The sequence below is a fragment of the Streptomyces sp. NBC_00663 genome (assembly GCF_036226885.1).
GTDB lineage: Bacteria > Actinomycetota > Actinomycetes > Streptomycetales > Streptomycetaceae > Streptomyces.
In genome coordinates this window covers 8,868,612-8,894,039 of sequence record NZ_CP109027.1, presented here as the reverse complement: position 1 = coordinate 8,894,039, position 25,428 = coordinate 8,868,612, and the positions used below count along the sequence as shown (strand labels likewise).

At 70.8% G+C, this 25,428-nt stretch carries 20 protein-coding genes, 1 pseudogene and 1 riboswitch; of the genes and pseudogenes, 12 read left to right on the top strand and 9 right to left on the bottom strand.

Going from position 1 to position 25,428, the window contains the following annotated elements; translation table 11 throughout:
* The first annotated feature begins 24 nt into the window (after positions 1-24).
* From OG866_RS40470 to OG866_RS40445, 6 genes are all read left to right on the top strand, one after another.
* Positions 25-1,059 carry an ABC transporter substrate-binding protein gene (locus OG866_RS40470; RefSeq protein ID WP_329342571.1) on the top strand — a complete coding sequence of 345 codons (1,035 nt, stop codon included), beginning with the start codon at positions 25-27 and terminating at the stop codon, positions 1,057-1,059.
* A gap of 89 nt (positions 1,060-1,148) precedes the next feature.
* Positions 1,149-2,327 carry an ATP-grasp domain-containing protein gene (locus tag OG866_RS40465; protein WP_329342570.1) on the top strand — a complete coding sequence of 393 codons (1,179 nt, stop codon included), beginning with the start codon at positions 1,149-1,151 and terminating at the stop codon, positions 2,325-2,327.
* Entirely contained in the window at positions 2,324-3,976 is a 1,653-nt protein-coding gene (locus OG866_RS40460; RefSeq protein ID WP_329342568.1) for an IucA/IucC family protein, read from the top strand. Before OG866_RS40465 ends, OG866_RS40460 begins: the two co-directional genes overlap by 4 nt.
* Complete coding sequence (locus OG866_RS40455) at positions 3,973-5,166, top strand: MFS transporter (protein WP_329342567.1); 1,194 nt, start codon at positions 3,973-3,975, stop codon at positions 5,164-5,166. The genes OG866_RS40460 and OG866_RS40455 overlap by 4 nt, the downstream gene beginning before the upstream one ends.
* The gene (locus tag OG866_RS40450; protein WP_329342566.1) at positions 5,166-6,866 is read left to right on the top strand and encodes an IucA/IucC family protein; all 1,701 of its coding nucleotides are present in this window, start codon (positions 5,166-5,168) and stop codon (positions 6,864-6,866) included. The genes OG866_RS40455 and OG866_RS40450 overlap by 1 nt, the downstream gene beginning before the upstream one ends.
* Positions 6,863-8,062 carry a type III PLP-dependent enzyme gene (locus tag OG866_RS40445; protein ID WP_329342565.1) on the top strand — a complete coding sequence of 400 codons (1,200 nt, stop codon included), beginning with the start codon at positions 6,863-6,865 and terminating at the stop codon, positions 8,060-8,062. The genes OG866_RS40450 and OG866_RS40445 overlap by 4 nt, the downstream gene beginning before the upstream one ends.
* On the opposite strand, the gene OG866_RS40440 is transcribed toward OG866_RS40445, so the two are convergent.
* Positions 8,059-9,519 (bottom strand): aldehyde dehydrogenase family protein, encoded by a 1,461-nt coding sequence (locus tag OG866_RS40440; protein ID WP_329342563.1) that lies wholly within the window; start codon positions 9,517-9,519, stop codon positions 8,059-8,061. The genes OG866_RS40445 and OG866_RS40440 overlap by 4 nt on opposite strands.
* Positions 9,520-9,697: 178 nt before the next feature.
* On the bottom strand, positions 9,698-9,988 hold the full coding sequence (locus OG866_RS40435) for a hypothetical protein (RefSeq protein WP_329342561.1): 291 nt from the start codon (positions 9,986-9,988) through the stop codon (positions 9,698-9,700).
* 170 nt (positions 9,989-10,158) lie between these two features.
* Between OG866_RS40435 and OG866_RS40430 the strand changes: the two genes are divergently transcribed.
* Both OG866_RS40430 and OG866_RS40425 read left to right on the top strand, forming a co-directional pair.
* A complete protein-coding gene (locus tag OG866_RS40430) occupies positions 10,159-10,512 on the top strand; it encodes a nuclear transport factor 2 family protein (RefSeq protein WP_329342560.1) in 354 nt (117 codons plus the stop codon).
* 246 nt (positions 10,513-10,758) lie between these two features.
* Positions 10,759-10,842, top strand: a riboswitch (ZMP/ZTP riboswitch).
* A 22-nt stretch (positions 10,843-10,864) separates the two neighbouring features.
* The gene (locus tag OG866_RS40425; protein WP_329342558.1) at positions 10,865-11,713 is read left to right on the top strand and encodes a bifunctional 5,10-methylenetetrahydrofolate dehydrogenase/5,10-methenyltetrahydrofolate cyclohydrolase; all 849 of its coding nucleotides are present in this window, start codon (positions 10,865-10,867) and stop codon (positions 11,711-11,713) included.
* Position 11,714: 1 nt separating this feature from the next.
* Here OG866_RS40425 and OG866_RS40420 read toward each other — a convergent pair whose 3' ends face one another.
* Positions 11,715-12,611 (bottom strand): CU044_5270 family protein, encoded by an 897-nt coding sequence (locus OG866_RS40420; RefSeq protein ID WP_329342557.1) that lies wholly within the window; start codon positions 12,609-12,611, stop codon positions 11,715-11,717.
* On the bottom strand, positions 12,604-13,143 hold the full coding sequence (locus OG866_RS40415) for an RNA polymerase sigma factor (RefSeq protein ID WP_329342556.1): 540 nt from the start codon (positions 13,141-13,143) through the stop codon (positions 12,604-12,606). Before OG866_RS40415 ends, OG866_RS40420 begins: the two co-directional genes overlap by 8 nt.
* 105 nt (positions 13,144-13,248) lie before the next feature.
* Here OG866_RS40415 and ctaD point away from each other — a divergent pair, with 105 nt between their 5' ends.
* Both ctaD and OG866_RS40405 read left to right on the top strand, forming a co-directional pair.
* Entirely contained in the window at positions 13,249-14,850 is a 1,602-nt protein-coding gene (gene ctaD, locus OG866_RS40410) for an aa3-type cytochrome oxidase subunit I (protein WP_329342555.1), read from the top strand.
* Positions 14,847-15,161 (top strand): hypothetical protein, encoded by a 315-nt coding sequence (locus tag OG866_RS40405; protein ID WP_329342553.1) that lies wholly within the window; start codon positions 14,847-14,849, stop codon positions 15,159-15,161. Before ctaD ends, OG866_RS40405 begins: the two co-directional genes overlap by 4 nt.
* Here the strand turns inward: OG866_RS40405 and OG866_RS40400 are convergent.
* Positions 15,158-17,125 (bottom strand): ricin-type beta-trefoil lectin domain protein, encoded by a 1,968-nt coding sequence (locus OG866_RS40400; RefSeq protein WP_329342551.1) that lies wholly within the window; start codon positions 17,123-17,125, stop codon positions 15,158-15,160. The genes OG866_RS40405 and OG866_RS40400 overlap by 4 nt on opposite strands.
* A 205-nt stretch (positions 17,126-17,330) precedes the next feature.
* Between OG866_RS40400 and OG866_RS40395 the strand changes: the two genes are divergently transcribed.
* Positions 17,331-18,560, top strand: coding sequence for a glycosyltransferase (locus tag OG866_RS40395; RefSeq protein ID WP_329344522.1), 1,230 nt, complete (start codon positions 17,331-17,333; stop codon positions 18,558-18,560).
* Between the two features lie 64 nt (positions 18,561-18,624).
* On the opposite strand, the gene OG866_RS40390 is transcribed toward OG866_RS40395, so the two are convergent.
* Positions 18,625-19,278 (bottom strand): TetR/AcrR family transcriptional regulator, encoded by a 654-nt coding sequence (locus OG866_RS40390; protein ID WP_329342549.1) that lies wholly within the window; start codon positions 19,276-19,278, stop codon positions 18,625-18,627.
* A 191-nt stretch (positions 19,279-19,469) separates the two neighbouring features.
* Between OG866_RS40390 and OG866_RS40385 the strand changes: the two genes are divergently transcribed.
* A complete protein-coding gene (locus tag OG866_RS40385) occupies positions 19,470-20,714 on the top strand; it encodes a YncE family protein (RefSeq protein WP_329342546.1) in 1,245 nt (414 codons plus the stop codon).
* A gap of 3 nt (positions 20,715-20,717) precedes the next feature.
* Here OG866_RS40385 and OG866_RS40380 read toward each other — a convergent pair.
* The 3 genes and pseudogenes from OG866_RS40380 to OG866_RS40370 all read right to left on the bottom strand — a co-directional run.
* Positions 20,718-21,161: pseudogene (locus tag OG866_RS40380) on the bottom strand (glycosyltransferase); the annotation flags it as partial.
* Positions 21,162-21,327: 166 nt separating this feature from the next.
* Positions 21,328-23,190: an endoglycosylceramidase gene (locus tag OG866_RS40375; RefSeq protein ID WP_329342544.1), complete on the bottom strand. Its 1,863-nt coding sequence runs from the start codon at positions 23,188-23,190 to the stop codon at positions 21,328-21,330.
* 87 nt (positions 23,191-23,277) lie between these two features.
* A complete protein-coding gene (locus tag OG866_RS40370; protein WP_329342542.1) occupies positions 23,278-25,242 on the bottom strand; it encodes a translation factor GTPase family protein in 1,965 nt (654 codons plus the stop codon).
* Positions 25,243-25,428 lie beyond the last annotated feature (186 nt).

Sequence of the window (25,428 nt, the reverse complement as noted above, 5' to 3'; positions counted from 1 at the left end):
CCACGAAGAGAGAACCAACCCCCCATGTTCCAACCCCCCGTGTTCCAGCGCTTCGCCATGCCCGGAATCGGCAAGATTCTGGCCTCCCTGCTCGCACTGATACTCGGCACCGCCGTCCTGACGGCCTGCGGCAGCGACTCGGACTCCGACGACTCCACCGCCGCCAAGCCCGCCGCGGACTCGGGCGCCTTCCCGCGCACCCTCAAGACCGTCATGGGCGACGTGAAGATCCCGTCCCGGCCGAAGCGGGTCGTCGTCCTCGACACCGGTGAGCTGGACGACGTGACGCTGCTGGGCATCGACCCGGTCGGCGCGGTCGCCCCGCACTTCAAGACCGAGGGCGGCTTCCCGACGTACCTCAAGGGCGAGTTGAAGGACACCGCCGACGTCGGCCCGCTCCTGGAGCCCAACCTGGAGAAGATCGCCTCGCTCAAGCCCGATCTGATCCTGTCCTCCAAGGTCCGCCACGAAAAGGTCTACGACAAGCTCAGCGCCATCGCCCCGACCGTCTTCACCGAGACCACCGGCGGTGTCTGGAAGGAGAACCTCAAGGTCCACGCCGAGGCACTGGGTCTGGAGAAGGAGGCCGCGGCCAGGCTCAAGGAGTACGAGACGCAGGCCAGGGCGCTCGGCGCGGCCATCAAGAAGAAGGACGGCGGCACCATGCCGACCGCGTCCGTGGTCCGCTTCATCGCCGGTCCGACCCGTCTCTACCAGTCCAACTCCTACAGCGGTGTCGTCCTGAACGACATCGGCTTCAAGCGGCCCTCCTCGCAGGTCTCGAACGACCCCGAGGTCACGATGAAGGACGTCAGTCCCGAGCAGATCGACCAGGCCGACGCCGGCCTGATCTTCGTCACCTCCGCGGACGTCGACGACAAGACCCAGAAGAAGCAGGTCACCTCCAACCCGGTGTGGAAGGACCTCACGGCCGTCAAGGACGGCAAGGTCTTCGAGGTGCCGGACGAGACCTGGATGTCCGGCATCGGTGTGCAGGCCGCGGAGCAGATGCTCGCGGACGTCGCGAAGGCCACCGGCGTCGAGCTCCCCGCCAAGTAACTCCCGCTGAAACGGGGCGGGTCACGGCCCGCCGGTCCGGCCCGCCCCACTGCAACCCCCCACCCACTAGCGGAAGTCGCGCCTCTCCCATGCGCCTGTACCTGCTCGCCCTCAATCCGACCGACTCCGTCACCGAGGGCTTCCTGCCCGCCGCCGGCCGGCTGGGCCTGGACGTCACCGTGCTCACCGACCAGCCCGTAGCCCACCGTGCCGTCCACCCGGACGTCGAGATCCTGGAGTGCGACGTCCGCGACTTCCGGGCCGTGGTCACCCGTATCTCCACCCACCACCGCCCCGACGCGGTCTTCACCAACAGCGACCACCTCCAGACCCAGGCCGCCCTGGCCGCCGCCTACTTCGGGCTGCCCGGCAAGGACTGGCGGGCCACCCTGCGTTGCAAGGACAAGGCGGAGATGCGCCGCAGGCTCGCCGACGCGGGCGTGGACACGGTCTGGTCGGCCGAGATCACCGAACCGACCGCCGCCCTCACCGACGCCCCCTATCCCTGCGTGCTGAAGCCGCGCGAGGGTGTGGCCAGCGAGGACGTCGTCCTCGTCGACGACCCGGAGGAGCTGGCCGTCCGGTCCAAGGAGATCTTCGACCGCCGCCCGGGCACCGTCCTGGTCGTGGAGGAGTACCTCCCCGGCGAGCTGTACACCCTGGAGACCCTCGGCGACGGGCGGGTCCGGCATGTCCTGGGCGGCTTCCACACCGAGCTGTCGCCCCCGCCGTACTTCATCGAGGAGCGCCTCACCTTCGTCCCCGCCCACCCCGAGCCGGTCGCCGCCGAGGTTCTCGCCCAACTGGACGCGCTGGGCGTCGGGTTCGGCGCCTGCCACACCGAGTTCGTGGTGCACGAGGGCCGGGCGCGGATCATCGAGGTCAACTACCGCGCCATCGGCGACCAGTGCGACCTGCTGCTGGCGCGGCTCCTGGAGATCCCGCTCTTCGAGCACATCCTCCGTACCCACCTCGGCGCGCCGCTCCCCGCGGACCTCGGTGCCCGCTCCGACGGGGCCGCCCGCCTGGAGTACCCGTGCGCCGACCGCGCGGGCCTGCTCACCGAAGCCCCGGCCGCCGCGGAACTCACCGTGGACGGCGTCCAGCTGACGTACCGTCCGCTGCGTGCGACGGGCGAGCGGCACGAGCTGTACCGCACCAACCGCGACTACCTCGGCGTGCTGCGCGCGACCGGCACCGACCAGCCGACGGTGGACCGGGTGACAGCCGACTTCCTGGCGGGCCTGCTCTGGGAGATCCAGCCATGACGGCGACCTGTGAAGCAGAGCTGCTGACCCGCGTCCTCAGCGCCCTCCTCCGCGAGGACGTCGTGGGCCTGCGCACCCGCAGCAGCCTCGTCGAGCGTCCGGACGGCCGCTGGCTGCGGCTGCCCACCGACGGCGACTCGCTCCTCCTGCCCGTCGCCGAGGACGGCTTCCAGTGTGAGTACGCCGCCCGACTGCCGCTGCTCGTCCGCGAGTCGGACGGCGCCGAGCTGACCTCGTACGACACCGTCCTCACCGCACTGCGCGCACTCGCCGACCCCGTCGACCGCGCGGGCTACGACGCCTTCGCCGAGGAGTGCCGGCAGACGCTGGACACGATGCGCCTGCACGCGGCCACACCGGTCGGCTTCGGCGCGGACTCCGCCCACTGGCCGCCGCTCGCGTACGACACCCTCGCGGCCCGTCTCGACCATCCCGTGTACCCGACAGCGCGCGGCCGTGCGGGACTCACCGACGCCCAACTACTCGCGTACGCCCCAGAGTTCCACCCCCGGTTCGCCCTGCGCTGGCTGGCACTGCCCCGCGAGTCCGTCACCCTCACCGGCACGCTCCCGAAGTTCTGGCCCAGTTGCGCCGAACTCGGGCTGCCCGCAGGAGAGGGAACCCATCTCCCGCTGCCGGTGCACCCGTTGACGGTGGACGCCCTGCGCCAGGCAGGCCTCCCCAAGGGATCCCTGTTCGCCGACCGCGCCCACCTCGACGTCGTTCCGACCCTGTCGATGCGCACGGTGGCCGTGGACGAGACCTGTCACCTCAAACTCCCCCTGGCCACCGCCACGTTGGGCCTGCGCAACAAGCGGTCCATCAAGCCCGGCACCCTCGTCGACGGCGCGGCGGGCCAGCGGCTGGTCGAGGCCGTGCTCGCCCGTGAACCCCGCTTCCGGGACAGGATCCTGCACGCCGACGAGAGCACGTACGCCCACGCTGGGCACGAACTGCTGGCCGCCCTGTGCCGTCGCCTCCCGGCCACGCCGGCCGACGCCGAGGTCGTCCCGCTGGCCGCCCTGCTCGCCCGCGCTCCCGACGGGCGGCTGGTCCTGGACCATCTGGCGGAGCGCTTCTACGGCGGTGACCCGCTCGCCCTGCTGGACGCCTTCCTGACGCTGCTCTTCGACTGGCAGACCACGCTGTTCGGGTACGGCATCGCGCTGGAGTCGCACCAGCAGAACGTCTCGCTGGTGCTGCGGCCCGGCAGTCTGCGGCTGCTGTTCAAGGACGACGACGGCCCGCGGATCAACCCGGGGCGGCTGGGTGCGGTCCTGCCCGGTCCGTGGGGATTCGACGATGCCCGGACCTGTGTCACGGGTGACGGTCCGGTGGCCGATGTGTTCACCACGATCACCGTCCATCTGTGCGCGGGCGCCTACGCGTTCGGGCTGCCCCGGCAGCGCCGGGCCGTGCTGGATCTCGTACGGGACCGGTTGACGGAGGCGGTGGACCGGCTCGGCGGTGATGCCGGGGACGAGCTGCGGGCCCGGGTGCTGCTCGCTCCGCGGCTGCCGGTGAAGGCGATGGTCACGGCCGGGACGCTGCTGTCCAAGGAGCGTTCGGGCGCGGCCGACATCAACAAGCACTACACCACCGGCCCCAACTACCTGCTGCCGGACCGGCCGGGCGGGGGTCCGTCATGAGCGCCGCCCAGGTCGTCCGGATGCCCCGCTCGGCGTTCGGACGCGGCCAGGTGCGCGCGGTGGCGGGCTGCTACTTCGTGGCCTCCTTCGCGGCCCTCGGGCTGCCGCCGTATCTGACCGCGATCCTCCCGGAGTTGGGCGACCGCCAGGCCCGCTGGGCGGGGGTGCTGTATGTCGTGCCGACCGTGTTCGGCGCGCTCGCGGCCCCGCTGTGGGGGCGGCTCGCCGACCGCTACGGCCGCAAACGGCTGCTGCTGCGGGCCCAGTTGGGTCTCACGGTCGCGTTCCTGCTCGCGGGCTGGGCCGACTCGCTGGCGACCTTCACCGTGGCGCTCGTCCTCCAGGGCGTGCTGGGCGGTACGTTCGCCGCCTCCAACGGATATCTGGGCGCGGCCCTGGAGGGCCCGGCCCTGTCCAAGGCGCTCACCCTGATGCAGGGCAGCGCCCGGGCGGCGCTGGTGGTGGCGCCGATCGTGGTCGGCGCTCTGTCCGGCTGGCTGTCCCCGCACCGCCAGTACGCGCTGCTCGCCGTACTGCCGCTGACGGCCGCGCTGTTGCTCGCGGCCCTGCCGGAACCGGATCCGGTCGAGCGGCGGGAGGGCGGCACCGTCACCCTTGCGGTGACGGCCCCCGTGGTCTCGCTCCGGGCCCTGTACACACTGGAGTTCGCGTTCGTGTTCTCCACCGTCATCTCTTTCCCTTACCTCATCGCCCTCGTCGACGACCGGCTGCCGGGCACGTCCCCCACCCTGTCGGGGGTGCTCTTCGCCCTGCCCCACCTGTGTTATCTGGTGGCCGCGTTGGCCGTGCACGCGGCCTTCCGGAGCCGTCCCCGGGCCGGGATCGTGCTCGGTTTCGTTCTCATCGCCCTCGGGCTGGCCGGGCACGGCGTCGCCACGAACCTGGCCGCGCTGATCGCCGTTCGGCTGGTGCTGGGTGCCGGTCTCACGCTCGGCCTGGTGTGTCTTCAGGTGCTGGCCGCCGAGTGCGCCCAAGGGCGGGCGCCCGGCGGCATGTTCGGGTCGCTGGAGTTCTTCTCCAAGGCCGGCGCGGTCGCCGCGGGCCTCGCCGCCGCGGCCGGCAGCGCCCGTTTCGGCCCCGCCGCGCCCGTGCTGACCGGCGCCGCCGCTGCCGCCGTCACCGCCGTGGCGACCCTCCTCCCCTCCATGACCCCCCGCTGGAGCCGCTGATGCCCTCGCTCACCCCCACGCCCGCGCGCACCGTCCTGCCCACGGCCGACGAGGTGGTGGCCCACACCCTCCTCAACTGTCTGCTGCGCGAGGTGTCCGGGCCGGAACGCCAGAGTGTCGTCGCCGACGGCACGCTCCTGCTGCGGCTCCCGCGCCGCGGGGTCCTGCTGCGCGTCGCCCTGCGCCGCACCTCGCTCCTCGGCGCGCACCGCTTCGCCGGGCCCGTGCACGAACAGCGCGACGGCGACTGGACGGAGGTGGACTGGCGACGGCTCGCCGAGTACACGCACGACGAACTGTCCCTGCGCACCGGCGTGCGCAACGAGGAGTTCCTGGAGCAGGTCGCCTCCAGCCACGCGTCCGTGACCGGCGCGCTCGCCGCCCCGGGCGCCTCGGCGACGGCCGACGCCTACCTCGTCTCCGAGCAGTCCCTGCTGTTCGGGCACCGCTTCCACCCCACCCCCAAGGCCCGCACCGGCGACCCGCGCGCCTGGGCCGCGTACGCCCCGGAGGCAGGGGCCGTCTTCCCGCTGCGGCACCTCGCCGTACGCGACCGGCTGATCGCCGAGGAGGCCGCCGAGCCGTCGGCCGTCGCACCCCTGGACCAGCCGCGCGCCGACCTCCCGGACGGCTACCGGCTGCTGCCCGCCCACCCCTGGCAGTACGAGACCCTCCGCGGCCATCCGGCCCTGCGCGCGGCCCTCGCGCGCGGCGACGTCCTCGATCTCGGCCCGGGCGGGCGGCCGTTCGCCGCCACGGCGTCGGTGCGCACGCTGTACGACGGGGAGACCTTCCTCAAGTTCAGTCTGAACGTGCGGATCACCAACTGTCTGCGCAAGAACAGCAGTTACGAGCTCTCCGGTGCCGTCGCCCTGACCCGCGCCCTCGCCCCGGCCCTGGCGGACCTCGCCCAGCGCTTCCCGGGCAGTGCGGTGCTCCGCGAGCCCGCCTACCGCACCCTCGCCCTGCCCGGCCCCGACGGCACGCCGGACCAGGCCCTGCTCGAGGGTTTCGGTGTCATCGTCCGCGAGGGCCTGCCGGCACGGCTCGCGCCGGGGACCACTCCCCTGCTGGCCGCCGCGGTAGCCGACGAGTACCCGACCAGCGCGGCACAGGTCTCCCGCCTCCTCGGCACCCCGGACGCCCGGGCGGCCCTGGACTGGTGGTCGGCCTATCTCGACCTGCTGATCCCGCCGGTCCTGGCCGCCTACTTCGACCACGGGCTGGTCCTGGAACCGCACCTCCAGAACGTGCTGGTCTGCGTGGACCGCGACGGCATGCCGACCCAGGTCCTCTTCCGCGACCTGGAGGGCACCAAGCTGCTCCCCGAGCACCACGCCACCACCCTGGCCGCGCTGCCGCCCGAGGTGGCGGGCCCGATGACGTACGACGCGCGGCGCGGCTGGGACCGGGTCGTCTACTGTCTGCTGGTCAACCATGTCGCCGAACTGCTCGCCGCCCTCGCCGACCTGCACCCGCGGGCGGAGGCCGCGCTGTGGGGCCGGGTGCGGGCGACGCTCCAGCGGTACGCCGACCGGCACGGCTGCCCGCCGCGGCTCGCCGCCCTCCTCGCCGGTGTGCCGCTGCCCGCGAAGGCCAACCTGCTCACCCGCTGGGAGCGCAAGGCCGACCGCGACGCCGGATACGTCCGTCTGCCGTCCCCGCTCGCCGAGGACATCCTGACCGGGAGCACCCGATGACGACCCCGCCGGTCCTTGACCAGGTCCGATCCCTGACCCCTGACGAACTACCCGCCTACGTCTACGACTTGGCGGCCCTCCGCGCTCACGCCGCGACGGTCCGGGACGCCCTCCCCGAGCGCGTCGAGCTCTACTACGCCGCCAAGGCCAACCCCGAGCCGGAGATCCTCGCCGCGCTCGGTCCGTACGTCGACGGCTACGAGGTCTCCTCGGGCGGCGAACTCGCCCATGTCGCCCAGGCCGTGCCGGGTCGCCCGCTGGCCTTCGGCGGCCCCGGCAAGACACCGGACGAGGTGACGGCCGCGCTGGAAGCGGGAGTTGAGCGCTTCCACGTCGAGAGCGCGTACGAGCTGCGCGTGCTGGGCGAGCTGACGCGGCGGACCGGGCGCCGGGTCGCGGTGCTGCCGCGCGTCAACCTGCCGCTCGACGACGGTGCGCTGGCGGGCAGTTCGCTCGCGATGGGCGGGCGGCCGACCCCGTTCGGCATGGACCCGGACCAGGCCGCCGAAGTCGTGCGCGCCCTCACCGACGGCACCTACCCGTATCTCGAACTCCGGGGTGTCCACGCTCACCTGGCCAGCGGCCTGGAGGCTCCGGAGCTTCTCACGGCGGCGGAGGCCGTGGTGCGCTGGGCCGTCGGCCTCGGTGTCCCGCTCGCCGAGGTCAACGTCGGCGGCGGCATGCACGTCGACTACACCGCCCCGGAGCGCCGCTTCGACTGGGCCAGGTACGGCAGTGGGCTCGCCCGACTCGCCGAGGGGCACCCGGAGTTGACGCTGCGGATCGAACCGGGACGGGCGTTGACTGTGTACTGCGGCTGGTACGCCACGGAGGTGCTGGACGTGAAGCGCAGCCACGGCGAGGAGTTCGCGGTGGTCCGGGGCGGCACCCATCACCTGCGGACCCCGGCCACGAAGGGACACGACCAGCCCTGCTCGGTCCTCCCCGTCGACGGGTGGCCGCATCCCTGGCCGCGGCCCGGCGCGGAGGGTGAACACATCACCCTCGCCGGGCAGTTGTGCACACCGAAGGACACCCTCGCGCGCCGGGTGCCCGCCGCCGGGCTACGGGCCGGCGACCGGGTGCTCTTCTCGCTGGCGGGGGCCTACGCGTGGAACATCTCCCACCACGACTTCCTGATGCACCCGCGGCCCGGCTTCCACTTCCTGGACGCCGGGCCGGAACAGGGCGTCTAGAAGGGGTAGTGCGCCTGCTGGGTGGCGATGGTCACCCAGCGGGTGTTGGAGAAGGCCTCGATGCCCCAGCGGCCACCGAAGCGGCCGTACCCGGAGGACTTGAACCCGCCGAACGGGGCCTGCGGTTCGTCGGCCACCGACTGGTCGTTGATGTGGACGATGCCGGTGCGGACCCGGCGCGCGACGGCCAGGCCGTGGGTGGCGTTCTCGGTGATGATGCCGCAGGTCAGACCGTTGTCGGTGTCGTTGGCGACGGCCACGGCGGTGTTGTCGTCGGCGAACGTCTCCACCACGCACACCGGCCCGAACGCTTCCGCGTGATAGATCTCGGCGTCCTTCGGCACATCGGTGAGCACGGTCGCCGGGTGGACCGCCCCGTCGGGCTCTCCGCCACCGGTGAGGACCTTCGCGCCCTTGGCGACGGCGTCCTCGACCAGGCGGGCCACGCGCTGCGCGGCGGAGGCGGCGACCAGCGGGCCGACCACGGTGTGCGGGTCGGAGGGGTCGCCGGAGGGGAGTGCGGCGGCCTTGGCGGCGAACTTGCGGGTGAACTCCTCGGCGAGGGACTCGTGGACGAGGATGCGGTCGCCGGACATGCAGATCTGCCCGGCGTTCATGAACACGCTGAAGGTGACGGCGTCGACGGCGTAGTCCACGTCCGCGTCGGCAAGCACGATCACCGCGTTCTTGCCGCCCAACTCCAGGACGGCGGGCTTGAGATGGCGCGCCGCGTGCTCGCCGATGATGCGGCCCACCTCGGTGGAGCCGGTGAAGTTCACGGCCCGCACCCGCTCGTCGGCTATCAGCGCCTCGGCGATCTCGGCGGCGTCCGCCCGGTCGTTGGTGATGACGTTGAGGACGCCGTCCGGCAGCCCGGCCTCCCGCAGCACGTCGGCCACGAACAGGCCGCAGGCCAGCGGCGCGTCCTCGCTCGCCTTGACGACGACCGTGTTGCCCGCGGCCAGCGGCGCCGCGACCGCCCGTACACCGAGGATGACCGGCGCGTTCCAGGGCGCGAACGCGGCGACCACGCCGACCGGTTCGCGCACCGCGAGGCCGAGGGCGCCCTGCTCCTGGGCGGTGAGCACCTCACCGCGCGGGGCGGTCACGGCGGCCGCCGCCTCGCGCAGCATGTTGGACGCCAGCGCCACGTTGAAGTACGCCCACGGCCGGGTGCCGCCCGCCTCGCCCGCCATCAGCTCGGCGACCTGGTCGCCCTTGCCCTCCAGCAGGTCGGCGGCCTTGAGCAGGATCGCGCGCCGGGCGAAGGGGGCCAGCGCCGCCCACTCCTCGAACGCCGCGTCGGCCGCGTCCACGGCCCGCCGCACGTCCTCTGGTCCCGCCGCCGCGACGGTCGCGTACACCTCCCCGGTGTAGGGGTTGAGGTCCTCGGCCGTCCGGCCGGAGGCGGCGGGGACGTCCTTGCCGCCGATGAGGAGTTCGCGGGAGATGGGCATGATGCGGACCTCTTTGTTCGCTACGTGAATTTGTTCGCGACATGTTCGCTGTGTGAACCAAGATTCACTTACTAAGCGCATGCTCCGTGCGGCCCCGGGCAATGTCAAGGGCCGCCCGGTTGCCCGGACGGCCCTTGATATGGACGTACGCGTACGCGTCCGTACGCGGATCAGACGACTACTGGATACCCGGCAGCAGCCCGGTGACGGGGGCGGCCAGGTCGGTGACCTGGGTCAGCTGGTTCAGGTCGTTCAGCCGGTTGAGCTGGTCCAGCTGCTGCGAGGGGCGCGGGATCTCGGCCTTGCGCTCCGCGGGGATGTCGCTCAGGGCCAGTGAGTCGAGCGTGGCGATCGGACTCAGCTGGGCGGCGTCGGCGTCCGCGGGGGCCGCGCTTGCCATCGGGGCGGCCAGGCCGGTGACACCGGCGGCGAGGCCGACGACGGCGACGATACGTCGAGTGGAGATCATGTTGTGAGCAACGTCGGCGCGCCGGGCGGGGACACGGGTGCCGGGCGCCTCTCACCCGTCAGGCGCAGTACCTCCGTTGCGCTTGCCGAGACCGGCGGGGCGGAGGAGCCTCGAAGGTGAGACCCGGGCGGCCCCTCCCCCTCGGGCCGCGGGCCTCACAGGAGGTCATCATGGGCGCTTTCAACACGGAGACACTGCGTCAGGGCATCGAGGGCGACAAGGCGGCGAACCTGCTGTCGCTCTACGCGGACGACGCGGAGCTGCGCATCGTGGACCGCAACACCCAGCCCAGCAATCCGAGGGTCCTGCACGGCCGGGGCGAGATCGGCGAGCTCCTGGAGGACGTCTACAACCGTGACATCAAGGCGCACAAGCTGGAGAGGTGCATCGTCGAGGGCGACCAGGTCGCGTACACCGAGTCCTGCGAGTACGCGGACGGGGTCCGGGTCTTCGCCGAGTCCATGATCACGCTGCGCGACGGCAAGATCGCCGAACAGATCATGCTCCAGGCATGGGACGAGTAGGGAGAAGTCTGCCGAAGGTCCAGATCACGTCCCGGTTGACCTGGACCTTCTCGGCGCGTGCGGGCCTCGGCCGATCGTTTCCGGTACGGTCCCGGCGCGCACTGCCGGCAGCGACGGCAGGCCGGCTGGTGTCCGCCGCTCTGGTGCGGTCGGTGCTACGACGGACGCGGCCCCGCCCGCTCCCGCCACCCCCGCACGGCCTGCGCAGACGCCGCCGGTCAAGGTGAACGGCGCCGGGTTAGGCTGTGGGCGGGCCGTGACTGGCGCTGAGGTGGAGCACCACCGGGGAGCGGCCCGTACGACATGAAGCCGTGCGCCTGGGCGAACCCGACTACCAGCCCAGGAGTGGATCATGTCTCAGGCACGTCTCATGGACGGCACCGCGCTCGCCCGGCGCATCGTCGAGGACAGCGCCGAGCGCGCCGCCGACCTCACCGAACGCACCGGCACGACGCCCTGTCTCGCGACCGTACTGGTCGGCGCGGACCCCGCCTCGGTGACGTACGTCCGTATGAAGCAGAACCGTTGCCGCAAGGCGGGCATCGCCTCCCGGCATGTGGAACTGCCCGCGGCGACCACCACCGAGGAACTGGTGGACACGCTCCAGGCCCTCTCCGCCGACCCCGCCGTGCACGGCATCCTGCTCCAGCACCCCATGGGCGCGCACATCGACGAGCGGGCCGCGTTCGAGGCGATCGCGCCCGAGAAGGACGTCGACGGCGTCACCTTCGCCTCGTTCGCGACGATGAGCTTCGGCCTGCCGGGCTTCGTGTCCTGCACGCCCGGCGGGATCATGCGGCTGCTCGACGAGTACGGCGTCGACCCGTCCGGCAAGCGCGCCGTGGTCGTCGGCCGCAGCGCGATCCTCGGCAAGCCGGCCGGCATGCTGCTGCTCGCCCGGGACGCGACGGTGACGTACTGCCACTCGCGTACGGCGGACCTGTCGGCGGCCGTCCGGGAGGCGGACATCGTGGTCGCCGCCGTGGGCCGGCCGAAGCTCGTCAAGGGCCAGGACATCAAGCCGGGCGCGGTCGTGATCGACGCCGGGTACAACGAGGGCAACATCGGCGACGTCGACTTCGACTCCGCGGTGGAACGGGCCTCGCTGATCACCCCGGTGCCGGGCGGCGTCGGTCCGATGACGATCGCCACGCTGCTGGAGCAGACGGTGGACGCCGCCGCCCGGCAACTCGGGGTGTGAGTCAGCGCGTCCAGGCGCTGTAGTCCATGACGTCGCCGGCTTTCACTCCGTACTCGGGCTCCGCCTCGGTGAAGGTGGTCTCCAGGCCGAGTACGGCGCCGGTGGCCGGGTCCATGATCAGCATCTTGCGGGTCCCGGACTGCTCGTACACATACGCCTGCCCGCGCCGCCCCAGCCGGTCCGTCACCTGTCCGACGGGCTTCAACCCGTCGGTGTCCGCCAGCAGTTGGACGAGCGCCGCCGACTCCCGGGCGCCGAAGTGCCAGGTGTCGAGCACGTAGTCGACGGCGTTGAGGAGCTCGCCGGTGTTCAGCGGGGTCTTGCTGTACGCGGCCTCCTGAAGATAGGCGCGCAGACGGGCGACGTCGGCCGGCGGGGGCGACTGCGGCGGGGCGTCGCTCCAACTGGGCGGGTACGTCTGCTCGGTGCGCTCGTGGCCGTCGTCGACGATCTCCGTGTGACTGTCGTCGGCGTTCCAGCGCACGATGCGCTCCTCCGGATATGTGATCGGCGGCTTGTCGTCGCTCATGCCCAGGCTCCAGGTCCGCACATGCGTGCCCTTGCGGAGCGCGGGCGAACCGTCCTCGGCGGCCGACCGCGCCCGCCCGGCCAGGGTTTTCAGCGGTACGGGGCTGGAGTCGGCCAGCACGAGCAGCGGGCGGGGTGCGGCGACCGCCGGCGCGGTGGTCTGGCCGGTGAACAGGAGTGCCGACACGAGCGCGGCGACGACTCCCGTGGCCGCGAGCCCCCAGTACAGCCGGGGACGGCGGGCGGTCCGTTGCCGCAGCAGCCGGTCGAGCCGCCGCTCGGCGTGGTGGTCGAGGGGGCCGTCGCCGAAGTGGGGACCGTCGACGGGCACCGGGTTGGCGCGGCGCAGGAGGTCGAGTTCGTCAGCCATGGCCGTTCTCCTTCAAGGCGGCGGCGGTCGTGGGGCCCATGCGGTCGATCTCGGCTCTCAGCCGGCGCCGGGCCCGGTGCAGCCGCATCGACGCGGCGCGTCGGCCGCAGCCGAGGACGACGGCCACCTCCTCGATGCCGAGTTCCTCCCACGCCGTCAGCCGCAGCACCTCCTGGTCGGCCGGGGAGAGCCGGCCGAGGGCGTCATGCACCCAGGCACCGGGAGTCTCCGCGTCCGGACCCGCCTCGATGTGCCGCCCGTGCGCGGTGTCGTCGTTGCCCATCCGGTCCACCAGGCGTCGCCGCCGCCCATGGCCGCGTACCGCGTTGGCCAGGCAGTTGCGTGCCACGCCGTACAGCCAGGGCAGCGGGACCGGCGGAAGGTCGGCGCGGCGGCGCCAGGCGACGGTGAACACCTCCGCCACCACTTCCTCCACGTCGCTCGTGCGCCCGTCCAGTCGCCGCGCGACATAGCGGCTGACCGCCCAGTAGTGCTCGCGATAGGCAGCGGCGAAGTCGTCGTCGTTGCTCATGTTCCGTTCGTGTCCGGCACCCTCGGGATCGTCACAGCCGTTTCCGTGATTCTCGTCGCGTCCCCGAAGTGTGACGTCCGGGCGGGGCACGGACACAGGCGGGGCATGAGACACCTGAAGTGGCTGACGACCACGGATCACAAGACGATCGGAACGCTCTATCTGGTCACGTCGTTCGCGTTCTTCTGCATCGGTGGCGTGATGGCGCTGCTCATGCGCGCCGAGCTCGCCCGGCCTGGTCTCCAGATCATGTCGAACGAGCAGTTCAACCAGGCGTTCACGATGCACGGCACGATCATGCTGCTGATGTTCGCGACGCCGCTGTTCGCCGGCTTCGCGAACTGGATCATGCCGCTCCAGATCGGCGCCCCCGACGTCGCCTTCCCGCGGCTGAACATGTTCGCCTACTGGCTGTACCTGTTCGGCTCGACGATCGCGGTCGGCGGCTTCCTCACCCCGCAGGGCGCGGCCGACTTCGGCTGGTTCGCCTACAGCCCGCTCTCGGACGCGGTCCGCTCGCCGGGCATCGGCGCCGACATGTGGATCATGGGTCTGGCCTTCTCCGGCTTCGGCACCATCCTCGGCTCGGTCAACTTCATCACCACCATCATCTGCATGCGCGCGCCGGGCATGACCATGTTCCGCATGCCGGTGTTCACCTGGAACGTGCTGCTGACCGGTGTGCTGGTCCTGCTGGCCTTCCCGGTCCTGGCCGCCGCGCTGTTCGCCCTGGAGGCGGACCGCAAGTTCGGAGCCCATGTCTTCGACTCCGCCAACGGCGGGGCCCTGCTGTGGCAACACCTCTTCTGGTTCTTCGGCCATCCAGAGGTGTACATCATCGCGCTACCGTTCTTCGGCATCATCTCCGAGGTCATCCCCGTCTTCAGCCGGCGCCCGATCTTCGGTTACATGAACCTGATCGCGGCCACCATCGCCATCGCCGGCCTGTCGGTCACCGTGTGGGCCCACCACATGTACGTCACCGGCGGAGTCCTCCTGCCGTTCTTCTCCTTCATGACGTTCCTCATCGCCGTACCGACCGGCGTGAAGATCTTCAACTGGATCGCCACCATGTGGAAGGGGTCCTTGAGTTTCGAGACCCCGATGCTCTGGGCCACCGGCTTCCTGATCACGTTCACCTTCGGCGGTCTGACGGGCGTGATGCTGGCCTCGCCGCCCATCGACTTCGCGGTCTCCGACTCGTACTTCGTGGTGGCCCACTTCCACTACGTCGTCTTCGGCACCGTCGTCTTCGCGATGTTCTCCGGCTTCCACTTCTGGTGGCCGAAGTTCACCGGCAAGATGCTCGACGAGCGCCTCGGCAAGATCACGTTCTGGACGCTGTTCACCGGCTTCCACGGCACGTTCCTCGTCCAGCACTGGCTGGGCGTGAACGGTATGCAGCGCCGGATCCCCGACTATCTGGCGGTGGAGGGCCTGACCACCCTCAACACTCTGTCGAGCATCTTCTCGCTCGTGCTCGGCGCCTCGCTCCTGCCGTTCTTCTACAACGTCTGGAAGACGGCCAAGTACGGCAAGAAGGTCGAGGCCGACGACCCGTGGGGTTACGGCCGCTCCCTGGAGTGGGCGACCTCCTGTCCCCCGCCACGGCACAACTTCACTGCTCTCCCCCGTATCCGCAGCGAGTCCCCGGCGTTCGACCGGCACCACGACACCGAGCGGGAGAAGGAGTTGACCGCTCTGTGAGCGAGTTCCTCAACGACATCGAGGGCCATCTGCTGCTCGTCTCGACACGGGAGGAAGGCCGTACGGCCGCGCAGCGGTTCACGACCCCGCTGTACTGGCTGACGGACGCCCAACGGGCCGAGGTGGAGGGGCGGTTCGAGGCCGAGTACCTCGCACTCGCCCGCGCCTCCTGGCAGCACACCGCGATGCGGGCCGGGAGACTGCGGGACGAGTACGAGGCGAGATACCGGAACCTGCGCCGACGGCTGCTCGCGTGCCTGCTCCTGGGCGGCGCGGCGGCCGTCGGCGTCCTGGTCCGCTGGCCGGCCTAGCTCTGCGTCCACTTCTGGTTGGCCTGGCCGTTGCACGTCCACAGCACCATCAGCGTGCCGTTGGCCGTGCCCGCGCCGTTGGCGTCCAGGCAGAGACCGGCGTTGACATTGGTGATCGTGCCGTCGCTGTTGACGTTCCACTTCTGGTTGTTCTGCCCGTTGCAGTCCCAGATGACGACCTTGGTGCCGTTGGTGGTGCCGAGGTTGTAGGCGTCCAGGCACTTGTTGCCGTACACCACGAGCTCCTTGCGGGAGGTGTACGTCCACTGCTGGTTCTGGCCGCCGTTGCAGTCCCACAGTTCGGCCTGGGTGCCGTTGGTGATCGTGTTGTTGTAGAGGTCGAGGCAGCGGCTGGACTGGGTGCCGACCACCAGGGTGCTGTTGGCGCCGGGCAGCGGGCGGACCGTGATGTCGGCGAGGGTGGGCGCGTTGGTGAACGTCAGCGTGTTCGCGGAGCCCTTCGAGAGGCCGGCCATCACCGAGACCGTGCCCTGGGAGGAGCCGGTGGGCGGGAAGGAGACGGTGGTCGTGCCCTGGCCGTTGACCTTGAGGGTCGCGGTGCGGGCGCTGGAGGTGTTGTTGGTGTACGCGACGTCGACGACCTTCACTCCGGTGCTTCCGGCGACCACGCCGGAGAAGCTCGCCGTGCCGGTGTAGGTGCTCGCCGACTGCTCGGTGCCGCCGGTGACGCTCAGCATGACCGACCCGCCCGCGGGGACGCTGGTGGTGTAACTCGTGCCGTAGGAGCCGATGTCGGAGCGCGCCCACAGGTCACGCACGGTCGCGTTCGCGTTGGTCAGCCCCAGGTCGGACCAGCGGACGGTGATGTTCTGCGCGGAGGACGTGCGGTTCATCAGCACGACGGCACGGTTGCCCTGGCCTGACAGGACCTTGCCGTACACCTGGAGTCCGGTGCTGTCCTCGGCGACCTTGACGCCCTGGAGGCCGCGGGCGTCCTGGTCGACGGCGATGACCTCGGGGTTCTTGAGGATGTTCGCCGTCTCGGTGCTCATGGAGGCGAGGTTGTTGCCGGCGAGGAGCGGGGCGCCGGAGATGGCCCAGAGGTTCATGTGGGTGCGGTTCTGGGCGGCGGTGAAGCCGGTCATGCCGACCATCAGCATGTCGGGGTCGTTGTAGTAGCCGGTGTGCTGGGCGAGCGGGTGCAGGCCCTGGTCGAAGTTGGACAGCATGTTCGTCTGGGACGGGTTATTGCCCCAGTAGACGATGTCGGTGCTGGTCCGGTACATCGGCGCGAGCCCCGGGGCCCAGTTCCAGGTGTTCTGGTAGCCCCAGTTGCAGACGGAGAGGGTCAGCGGACGTCCGGTGGTGGCCGACGCCGTGGCCACGGCGTCGCTGATCGACTTGTACGTCGTCGCCGCGTCGAGCCCTTCGGCGTCACCGCCGCACCAGTCGACCTTCACGAAGTCGAAGCCCCACTTCGAGAACTGGAGCATGTCCTGGCCGTAGTGGCCCTCGCTGCCGGAGCCGGGGGCGGCGGGGCGGCCGGTCGGGAAGTAGTAGCCGCAGCCGTCCTTGCCGGCGTCCGTGTAGATGCCGGCCTTGAGGCCCTTGCTGTGGATGTAGTCGGCGATGGCCTTCATGCCACCGGGCCACTCGGACTCGTCGACGGTGATGTTCCCGGCGCTGTCCCGGGTGCCCTGCCACCAGCCCTCGTCGATGTTGATGTACTTGTAGCCCGCGTCCGGCAGGCCCGCCGCCACGAACGCGTCGACCTGCTGCTTGATCACGTCGTGGTCGATGGCGGCGGCGAAGCTGTTCCAGGAGGCCCAGCCCATCGGCGCGGTGGGCACGGCCATCTGCCGGCTCGTGGCCGCCTGGGCCGGGGTGGGCTGGGCGAAGAGCAGGGCGGCGGTGGCGGTCAGGACGAGGACGACGACCCGTACGGCGGCGGCTCTGACACGGCGCACGAGCCCGCGGCGGGGTGAGGGGGGTGGGGGAAACATGCGGCTCCTTGGGAGGGGAAGAACGCACGACAGGGTCGATATCTCGAACGAGGATCGAATAGCCGAACGTATCGCGCGCCGAAAGTAGAGCCCCCGGAGGCGGAAGTCAACGGCTGCGGCAGGCGTGAACTCGCCCCTTCGCACGGGTCGTTCGCCCCGCGCGTGCCGCGGTCCCGACATACTGGCGCTCGTGCGCGTAGCAATCATGACGGCGGGTTCCCGGGGCGACGTCGCCCCCTTCACCGGACTGGGGCACGGTCTGCTGCGGGCCGGGCACGAGGTCAACCTGGTCACCCACGGCTCCTTCGAGCCGCTGGTGGCGGGCTCGGGGCTCGGCTTCCACGCCCTCCCCGTGGACCCGCGGACGGTGCTGGAGTCCGAGCGCGGGAAGGGGCTGCACCGCAGCGCCACCGGACCCGGCAAGCTCCTGCGGGCGGTCACGATGGCGCGGGTTCTGGCGGGCACGATGGCCGACGACCTGGTGACGGCGGCCCGCGCCGCCGACGTACTCCTCCTCTCGGCCTCCCTCGCCCCGCTCGGCCACACCATCGGCGAGGGCCTGTCCCTGCCGACCCTCGGCCTCAGCCTGCAACCGGTCGCCGCGACAAGGGAGTTCGCCCCTCCCATGCTGGGCGGCGGCTCCTGGGGCACCGTCGGCAACCGTGCGGCCGGCCACGGCGTGGGCCTCGCCATCGAGCACGTCTTCTCGTCGGTCGTCCCGGAGGTACGCACCCGCCTGGGCCTCGGCCGGGTCGGCAGCGTCGCGGCACTACGCCGCCGGGAGCGCCGGAACTGGCCCGTCCAGCACGGCTTCAGCCCCCTGGTGGTGGCCAGGCCGAGCGACTGGCGGCCCGGTCTGGACGTCGCGGGTTACTGGTGGCCGTACGACGTCTCCACCCAGCTCCCGCCCGGCGTGCGGGACTTCCTCGACGCCGGCCCGCCACCCGTCTTCGTCGGCCTCGGCAGCGCCACCGTGCCCGACCCCGAACGGCTCAGCGCCGACATCGTGCGGGCGCTCCGACGCGCGGGATTGCGCGGCGTCTTCCAACAGGGCTGGGCCGGACTGGCGGCCGACGGCGACGACATGCTGACCATCGGCGAGATCGCCCACTCGGCGCTCTTCCCGCACATGGCCGCCGTGGTCCATCACGCGGGCGCGGGCACGACCGGAGCGGGCCTACGGGCCGGGGTGCCCGCGATCCCGGTGCCGATCCAGTTCGACGCGGGCTTCTGGTCGGAACGCCTGGTCGCCTTGGGCGTGGCGCCGACGACGGTTCCGCTCCGCCGCCTGACCACGGACAGACTGGCGTCGGCCCTGACGAGGATCACCGGCGACGCGGGGTACCGGGAGCGGGCACGGCAGCTGGGGGCTCGAATTCGCGAGGAGGACGGCGTAGTCCCCGTACTGGAGGCACTGAACTGTCTGAACGACTGAGCGGCAACGCCCTAAAGGGGCGCGGGGAACCGCGCGACCAGCCACAACGAACCCGCGGAAAACATCAATCCTCCCAACCCACCGGCCGCAAAATCGCCAACAACTGCCGCACCAACTCCTCCACCACCTCATCCAACGAAGCGTCCACCCACCCCGAACTCCAGTCATGGAGCAACCCGTTGACGGCCCCGATGAACGCCGTGGCAGGAAGCCGATAGTCCCGAGGCGCAGCCTCCCCCCGAGCCACGGCGGCGCCCGCCTCCGCACACACCAGCTCCACCCACCGCGCCCGCCGAGCCAGCCGCTGCTCCTCCAACTGCGGACTGACCCCGATGATCTCGACGAAGGTGATCCGCACACGGCGCGGATCGCCGGTGACATTCGCGGCGTACGCACGGAAGATCGCCGCGACCCGCTCGGCCAGCGGCAGCGCCTCCGCGTCGGCCACCGCCGCCACCACCGCCTCCTCCGCCCAGCCGTTGACCTGGAGATGCAGCGCGGCGAGGACGTCCTCCAGCGTGCGGAACTCCTCGTAGAACTGCCGTGTGGACAGCCCGGCGGCCTCGCTGAGCGCGGCTACGGTCGTGTTGCGATAGCCCGGGGTGTCCCCGAACAACCGAAGCGCGGCGTCCAGGAAACGCCGACGCCGTTCCGCCTGCCGCTCCTCGGCGGTCTTGCCGCCGTAGCGGCCGGTCGGCGCCTTGAGCCTGCCCGCCACGGTCACCTCCGTTGATCGTCCAGTGGCTCGCCAATTTTGTCGTGCACGCAGTCTTGTGGACAGGGCACCTCTTCCTTACTTTTCAGTAAGTTGACTCTGAATGCGCCTGTGTTCAGTTTCCGAGCCGCTGTTTCCGAGCCCCACCTTTGGCATGTCCTACTCATGAACCCCACTCAGAGGAGAGAGCCGTCATGCCTGCCTTCCGCACCAGGCACCTGTACGCCCTGGCCGCCGCCGTCGTCCTGACCGCCACCGCCCCGGCGACCGCCGCCTCCGCCGCGGACGCCGCCGCCCTGCGCGAGGTGCTGTTCGTCGGCAACAACTGGGACGGCACCGCCGACGTCCTCCAGTCCAGCGGCAATCTGGCCAAGGTCGGCCGGATCAACGTCATCCCCGACAAGGACGCCCGGATGGCGGAGATCAACGCCGATCCGATCAAGTGGATCTACTTCATGGCGATCCGCAACGGCGTCGGCGAGGGCCACGACCAGTTCGCCGACGACATGTACACCACGCCGGACGGCACCTCGGTCGTCGTCTCCCGGCCGAGCTTCGCCGACGTCGTGTCGATCAACCTGGCCACCGGGGCCATCAACTGGCGCTTCCCCGTGTCGGGTTACCGCTCGGACCACATGGCGGTCTCTCCCGACGGCACCCGCGTCGCGGTGTCCGCCTCGACCGCGAACACCGTGCACGTGCTCGACATCAACACCGGCAAACAGGTCGGCAAGTTCGCCACGGGCGACAAGCCGCACGAGAACATCTTCACCAAGGACGGCAAGTACATCTACAACATGGCGATCGGTGACGTGAACACCGACAGCGACGCCCCGTGGCTGGACTGGACGAAGGGCGACCGGCACATCACGGTCGTCGACGCGACCACGTACCAGCAGGTCAAGACCATCGACATGCGGCCGAAGCTGGACGCGCTCGGTCTCACCGACTACTCCGACGCGGTCCGCCCGGCCGTGTTCTCCCCGGACGAGTCGAAGCTGTACTTCCAGGTGTCGTTCTTCAACGGCTTCTTCGAGTACGACCTCGCCACGGACAAGATCACCCGGATGAAGACCCTGCCGAAGAACCCGGCGACCAGCGACGACCGCACCACGTACGTCAACGACTCGCGCCACCACGGTCTGTCGATGAGCCCCGACGGCTCCAAGCTGTGCGTCGCCGGGACCATGGACGACTACGCGACCGTCGTCAACCGCACCACCCTCCAGGAGGGCCCGCTGATCACCGCCTCCAAGCCGTACTGGGCGACGGTCAGCGGCGACGGGAAGAGCTGCGTCATCTCGGAGAGCGGCGCCGACCAGGTCACGGCGATCGACTTCGCCACCGGCCACAAGACGGTGTCCGTCCCGGTCGGCGATCACCCCCAGCGGGTGCGGCTCGGCCATGTCGCGGCGAACTGGACGAGCCCTGCCTCCTGACGGTCAGCCCGCCAGTCGTTCGACGGCCTTCACCGCCGTGCCCGCCCCGTCCTCGCCGGCCATGAGCCGTGCGGCGCCGGCGGCGGCACGGCTGTAGGTCTGCCGCCGTACGACACGCCCGAGTGCCTCGGCGAGCGTCTCGGCCGTGAGTGACCGGAAGGGGATCGGATCGGTCGCGGCGCCGAGTGCGGCCAGCCGTCCCGCCCAGAACGGCTGGTCCGCCGTCACCGGCACGGGTACCGCGGGCACTCCGGCACGCAGTCCCGCGGCCGCGGTGCCCGCAACGGCGTGGTGGACCACCGCGGCGACCCGCGGGAACAGCAGCTCGTGGGGTACGTCGCCGACCGTCAGGACGTCGTCGCCGTCGGCCGCGAGCCCGGCGGCGCCCGTCTGGAGGACCCCACGCAGCCCGGCCCGCCTCAGCGCCGTCACGGCGAGTTCACTCAGTGGGGCGCGGTACCTGGTCCGACTTCAAGGGGCGCGGGGAACTGCGCGACAAGCCACACGCGACCCGCACTCGGCACACGACGATCGCCCCACGTTGTAGCTCATTCACCCGCCCTTTCGTCGGGGTCCGTCCTCAAGCCTGACGTAAGGAGAGGGTCAACCTCCCTCAGCTGAACTTCGACGCCATCCAGGTCGCCAGTTCGGACTTGGCCGCGCTCAGCACGGCCGCCGAGGGCGAGGTGGCTCCGTTGGTGACGAGGGCGTAGTGCAGCTTCCCGGAGTCCGAGTCGGTGACGAGGAGCCGCCGGCTGCCGGTGCCGCCGGGTTCCAGGGCCGTACCGATGGGGGTGGAGGACGTGTAGGCGGGCGGTGCGTAGGCCGTTCCCAGGTCGGAGACGACCGTGGTGGTCGCCGTCGGGAACGAGGCGGGCAGATGGAGTTCGGTGGGTGCCGTACCGCTGCCCGAGCGCCACACCAGCAGCCCGTACTGTCCGGAGCCCACCAGTGAGGACACGTTCGGCAGTGAGCTGGGTACCGGGTTCCAGGTCAGGGTGGTGGAGCCGTCACGGGAGCGGTCCTCGTAGGTGAAGGCGAGGGTGCTGCCCGAGGTGGCGCTCGGGTAGAGGCGGTCGAGGAGCCTGGCGTCCTGACGGAGCGTCACCACACCGTTGTCGTCCAGGCGTACGGCCGACAGGTCCTCGTCGTTCCAGGCGTCCCCGCTGGTCTGCACCTTGTCGGGGTTGCCGTTCATCAGCTCGCTGTGGCGGCCGTTGTAGATGTCCCACTGCCATTGCGAACCGGACAGCACCGGACCCGAACCGGCGGGCGTGGCCCACCAGTTGGCGCCCTTCACCCGGGAGTCGAGGGCCTGGTACATCGCCTTGAGGACGGTCGGCGCCTTGCCCGCGGTGGAGCCGTTGAGGGGGTGGCCGAACTCGCTGACGACGGCCGTGGTGCCGAGCGCCGAGGCGCGGTCGCGAACGGTGCCGAAGTCGGTGACGTACTGGCCGTCCGAGGCGTTGCCCCACATCAGGATGCCGGAGATGGCCTTCTGGTCGTAGAAGTGGGTGTTGAAGACGTACCGGGAGCCGAGGCTGCCCGCGTCGAGGAGGCCGCCCTCCTCCTTGCTGACGTTGCCGTTCCAGAAGAGATTGGGCTCGACGAGGGCGGGCTTGTCCTGCCAGCCCGCCGCGTCCATGCGGGCCCTGAACTTCACGTAGAAGGGCCACAGCACGTTCTGTTCCCAGGCGCGGCTGGCCTGGCCGGAGTCGTAGGTGCCGGCGTACGGCTCGTTGTAGGGGTCGAAGCCGAGGACGCCGGCGAACTCCTCGGCGCTGACGTTCTGCTTGATGTACGCCATGACCTTCTGGGCCGTGGTGAGGAAGGCGTCCTGGAGGCCGTGGGCGTTGTGCCAGAAGTCGTACTGGCCGGCCTTCACCGCACCGTTCTGGGTGATGTTCTGGCCCCACATGATGCAGATCCCGCACGACTCGTCCGGGTAATTACCCAGGTCCACAGCCCACTTGGGGGCGCCGTCGCCGGTGTACCAGCTGTCGTCGTCGAAGAGGTAGCGGGAGTACAGGTCCTGGTGGAAGTCGGGGTAGACGCGGATGCCCGCGTCCAGGAAGGCGCGCATCTGGGCGGTGGCGGCGGCCAGATAGGCGGTGTCGACCTGACCCTGCACCGGTTCGGCGTAGGCCCAGGAGAGCAGGAAGCGGACGGAGTTGCCGCCGCCGAGGGCGCGCAGGGCCTTCGCCGACTTCTGGGCGTCGGCGACGGAGGCGAAGGGCAGGCCGTGGTTCTCGGCGAGCTTGGTCTCGCCGGAGACGTTGTAGCCGCGCAGCACGACCTCGCGGCCGTTCGCGTCGACGAAGCGCCCGCCGGACACCGTGAGCGCCGTGCCGTCGAAGGAGAGGGAGTCGGGGACGGTGGCCGCGGTGGCGGGCGGGGAGCCCGCCACCGTCAGGAAGCCGCAGAGTCCGCAGAGGACGACCAGAACAACCAGCAGACGGGCCCGGGAATTCGGCATGTTCAATACAGTCCGGTGATATCCGGACACCGTCAATACCTTCTGACTCATGAGTAAGTCTCAGGTTTTAGGCTCCCTTTGGCCCCACTAACCCCTTCGGCCCGTTACGTTCAGCAGGTACTCCTTGCGGTTGAGCGGGTTGTGGTCGGTGCGCGGGCGCTCGGGAACGCCCTCCCCGCCCGCGACCGGCGCATAGTCCTCGAAGGCGCTCTCCCACTCGGCCTCACCGCGCGTCAGACCGGGCAGCCGCTGTTCGAGGCCGTGCACCCGGGCGGCCGGGACCACGCCTTCCAGCACACACAGCGCCCCCCGGGTCTCGGTGGTCTCCGGCACCGCGCGCGCCGCGGACAGCACCGGCAGCAGCGCGCCCAGCGTGTCCGCCGGGGCCTCCAGGCGGAAGCGGTGCATCGGCTCGTAGACCCGTGTGCCCGCCAGGCGCAGCGCCTCGGCGAGGACCAGCGGGGTCAGGCCGCGGAAGTCGGCGCCGGTGGTGGACATGCTCTTGTCGAAGCCCTGGTGGGCGTGGCTCTGCCGGGGCCAGTAGCCGGAGTGGGTCATGGTGACCGCGCAGTCGTTGACCTGCCAGCCGTGCAGCCCCTGGGCGAGGGTCTCGCGGACGGTGTCCTCGACCGCGCGGAAGAAGGCGTACGGCATCGCGCCCAGCTCCACCTCCAGACCGAAGGTGACGCCGCTGCCGGGCGGGGCCGGGTCGACGCGCAGGCCGACCGTGGCGAGGAACGGGTTCGCGTCCTTCTTGATGAACTCGGCGGCGGCGCCCGTTCCCAGGGGGCGTTCGACGCACAGCGGCGTGGTCTCCCGGAAGCCGACGGCGAGCCCGAACTCCTCGGCGAGGGTGGCCTCAATGACCTCCTTCTGCACCTCGCCGTAGAGGGAGACGGAGAGTTCCCGCCGTACCTCGTCGTGGCGCAGGTCGATCAGCGGGTCCTGCTCGGCGAGCTGGGTCAGGGCCAGGTGCAGCGCCCTGCGGTCGGTGCCGGGGCCGGGGACGACGACGGTCTCCAGGGTGGGCGGGGAGAAGAAGTGGCCGTGCCGCTTGCGGGGTTCGCCGATGGTGTCGCCGATGCGGATGTTCCCCAGCCCCCACAGCCGCGCGATCCGGCCCGCCGGGACGGCGTCCGCACGGACGTCCGTGCCGTCGTCGAAAACGCTGACGGCGGTGACCCTGCCCTCCTCCCGCCCGGGGCCGAAGGGGACCCGGTCACGGGTGCGCAATGTGCCGGAGAACAGGCGGGCGTACGCGACCTTCTCCCCCGCCGGTCCCCGCTCCACCTTGAACACGCTGCCGGAGACCGGCCCTTCGGGGTCACCGTCGGCGGCGGGCAGCAACTCCTTGAACCCGGCGATCAGTTCGGGCACACCGTCGCCGGTGACGGCCGAGCCGAAGTACACGGGGTGGACGAGGGCCTGGCGGGTCTGGGCGACCAGGGCGGCGCGTACCTGACCGGCCGTGACCGTCCCGTCGACGTACGCGGCGAGCAACTCGTCGTCCTGGTCGGCGAGGACATCGGGCGCCACCTCGCGCGACACGAACCGCGCCTCGCGCGCGCCGAGTCCGACGGCCCGCCCCATCGGCACGATCGCGGGCGTGAGCCGCTCGGCGAGGGCGTCGAGGACACCGTCGTACCGTGCTCCGCGCCGGTCGATCTTGTTCACGAAGATCAGCGTGGGGATGCGCAGCCGTTGCAGCGTCCGCATCAGCACACGTGTCTGCGCCTGGACACCCTCGACGGCCGAGACGACGAGCACGGCCCCGTCGAGCACCCCGAGGACCCGCTCGACCTCGGCGATGAAGTCCGGGTGGCCAGGGGTGTCGATGAGGTTGACGGTGACGTCGTCGACCGCGAACGAGACGACGGCGGACTTGATGGTGATACCGCGCCGGCGCTCCAGCGCGAGGGTGTCTGTCTGCGTACTGCCGGTGTCGACACTGCCGATCTCGTCGATCACCCCGACCGAGTGCAGCAGCCGCTCGGTCAGGCTGGTCTTACCGGCGTCGACATGGGCGAGAATCCCGAGGTTGAGCAAGTGCACGAAGCGTCATGTCCTTCGAAGAGGGGGTCATTCCTTCTTGGGTGGACATGCGTGCAGAGCGCACTACTGCTCTCCTTCATCGATCGCGGACCGGTCCCTTGCAGTGCAGCAGATCCGAGCACAGGGCGCCACCGGATTAACGCTCGACAAAGCCCCGTCACGGCCCTCGCCGCCTCCCCCGGCCGG

Excerpts from the sequence above, each read along its gene's own strand:
- OG866_RS40455 (WP_329342567.1), top strand. The coding sequence starts at position 3,973 with ATGAGCGCCGCCCAGGTCGTCCGGATGCCCCGCTCGGCGTTCGGACGC.
- OG866_RS40415 (WP_329342556.1), bottom strand. The coding sequence starts at position 13,143 with ATGAGCAACGACGACGACTTCGCCGCTGCCTATCGCGAGCACTACTGG.
- OG866_RS40430 (WP_329342560.1), top strand. The coding sequence starts at position 10,159 with ATGGGCGCTTTCAACACGGAGACACTGCGTCAGGGCATCGAGGGCGAC.
- OG866_RS40400 (WP_329342551.1), bottom strand. The coding sequence starts at position 17,125 with ATGTTTCCCCCACCCCCCTCACCCCGCCGCGGGCTCGTGCGCCGTGTC.
- OG866_RS40435 (WP_329342561.1), bottom strand. The coding sequence starts at position 9,988 with ATGATCTCCACTCGACGTATCGTCGCCGTCGTCGGCCTCGCCGCCGGT.
- OG866_RS40465 (WP_329342570.1), top strand. The coding sequence starts at position 1,149 with ATGCGCCTGTACCTGCTCGCCCTCAATCCGACCGACTCCGTCACCGAG.
- OG866_RS40450 (WP_329342566.1), top strand. The coding sequence starts at position 5,166 with ATGCCCTCGCTCACCCCCACGCCCGCGCGCACCGTCCTGCCCACGGCC.
- OG866_RS40375 (WP_329342544.1), bottom strand. The coding sequence starts at position 23,190 with ATGCCGAATTCCCGGGCCCGTCTGCTGGTTGTTCTGGTCGTCCTCTGC.
- OG866_RS40385 (WP_329342546.1), top strand. The coding sequence starts at position 19,470 with ATGCCTGCCTTCCGCACCAGGCACCTGTACGCCCTGGCCGCCGCCGTC.
- OG866_RS40470 (WP_329342571.1), top strand. The coding sequence starts at position 25 with ATGTTCCAACCCCCCGTGTTCCAGCGCTTCGCCATGCCCGGAATCGGC.
- OG866_RS40420 (WP_329342557.1), bottom strand. The coding sequence starts at position 12,611 with ATGGCTGACGAACTCGACCTCCTGCGCCGCGCCAACCCGGTGCCCGTC.
- ctaD (WP_329342555.1), top strand. The coding sequence starts at position 13,249 with ATGAGACACCTGAAGTGGCTGACGACCACGGATCACAAGACGATCGGA.
- OG866_RS40445 (WP_329342565.1), top strand. The coding sequence starts at position 6,863 with ATGACGACCCCGCCGGTCCTTGACCAGGTCCGATCCCTGACCCCTGAC.
- OG866_RS40395 (WP_329344522.1), top strand. The coding sequence starts at position 17,331 with ATGACGGCGGGTTCCCGGGGCGACGTCGCCCCCTTCACCGGACTGGGG.
- OG866_RS40460 (WP_329342568.1), top strand. The coding sequence starts at position 2,324 with ATGACGGCGACCTGTGAAGCAGAGCTGCTGACCCGCGTCCTCAGCGCC.
- OG866_RS40440 (WP_329342563.1), bottom strand. The coding sequence starts at position 9,519 with ATGCCCATCTCCCGCGAACTCCTCATCGGCGGCAAGGACGTCCCCGCC.
- OG866_RS40425 (WP_329342558.1), top strand. The coding sequence starts at position 10,865 with ATGTCTCAGGCACGTCTCATGGACGGCACCGCGCTCGCCCGGCGCATC.